Genomic DNA, 1,244 nt, shown 5'->3' on the forward strand with positions numbered 1-1,244 from the left:
ACATCGCTCAATTTGATACACATCATCAGCATCGTGATTATAGGAACGTGCATCGTGATAATGTAATCTCCTATAAAAACCGACTGGAAGAGAGGCTTTCGGTTCCCGATAAAAAGCAGTTATCAGCATCAACAATCGTTCACAGCCTCATCGCTCTCAAAAAGTTCTTTCAGTGGCTTGAACAAAAAACCATGGTGAAGCTTTCGAGCGCTGGTCTTGGTGAATATTTCTCGCCTTCGCGAGAACTTAGCGCGTTGGCCGCAGCCCCCACTGCTGACCTGTTCATTCCATCAATGGAACAATTGCGTGATCTTATTTTATTCATGCCAAGTGTTAGTTTAATACATAGGCGCGACCGAGCTATTCTTGCAGTCTTTGCACTAACCGGCGTGCGCATTAGCGCTCTCTTAAGCTTAAGAATACAACATGTTGACATCGAAACTCGTAGTATATTCCAAGACGCTCGCTTTGTTCAGACCAAAAATAAAAAAACGATGAGAACTAAATGGTTTCCAGTAGGGGAAGACATTGAGAACATCCTTATTGATTGGGTTATAGAAAACCTAAATAATGGCGCTAACCCAACAGACCCGTTGTTCCTACGCGCTATGGATCCTATTCGTCTTCTGAAAGAGCCAGCCTATAGTGGACCACTCAGGGATCAAGGCACAGTACGAAAAACCATCGAATGTGCTTGCAAAAATATTGGTATCCAAAAATTCAAGCCTCATGCCGTGCGTTCAACACTAGCGCGCTTTGGCAACGAACTATGCAGGAGCCAAAAGCAACTAAAAGCTTGGAGCCAAAACCTCGGTCATGAAAATATAAAAACCACCGACAGTTGTTACGCGAAACTAGATGTAAGCGATCAATTTGCTGTGCTTGATGAGCTAAGAACAACTAGCGCCTCAGTAGAGATGCAAAATCTAATGCATATCCTACCGAGCTTACCTCCCGAGAAGTTACTACTGCTTGCCAGCGTAGCTAAAGGGTTTTCGCAAAATAGTTAGTCTAGATGGAATATATGAACGAAGTGAGTTTTGACTATATGCATAGACGGCGTGGCTTTCGGCAAATTTATTGAGATCGCCACGCCGTAAAATTATCTAAATTGGAGTATTCGGTCGTAGCCAACTAGCCTGATGAATGATCGGCCAAATTATTCTCTTATAATCCGAATGATCATAGAATTCAGGTCCAAAGGCCGGCAGTGTTGATTACCGCTGAGAACTGACCCAGTGGGG

Annotated in this window: 1 protein-coding gene; it reads left to right on the plus strand. The window is 43.6% G+C overall.

What is annotated here, in order from left to right; all coding sequences use genetic code 11:
- A partial coding sequence (locus tag P8H26_RS18020) for a tyrosine-type recombinase/integrase (protein ID WP_289634460.1) occupies positions 1 to 1,010 on the plus strand: 1,010 nt, incomplete at its 5' end.
- Positions 1,011 to 1,244: the final 234 nt, after the last annotated feature.

Origin of the sequence: Pseudochrobactrum sp. sp1633 (assembly GCF_030376605.1) — a bacterium.
Taxonomy (GTDB): Bacteria; Pseudomonadota; Alphaproteobacteria; order Rhizobiales; family Rhizobiaceae; genus Pseudochrobactrum.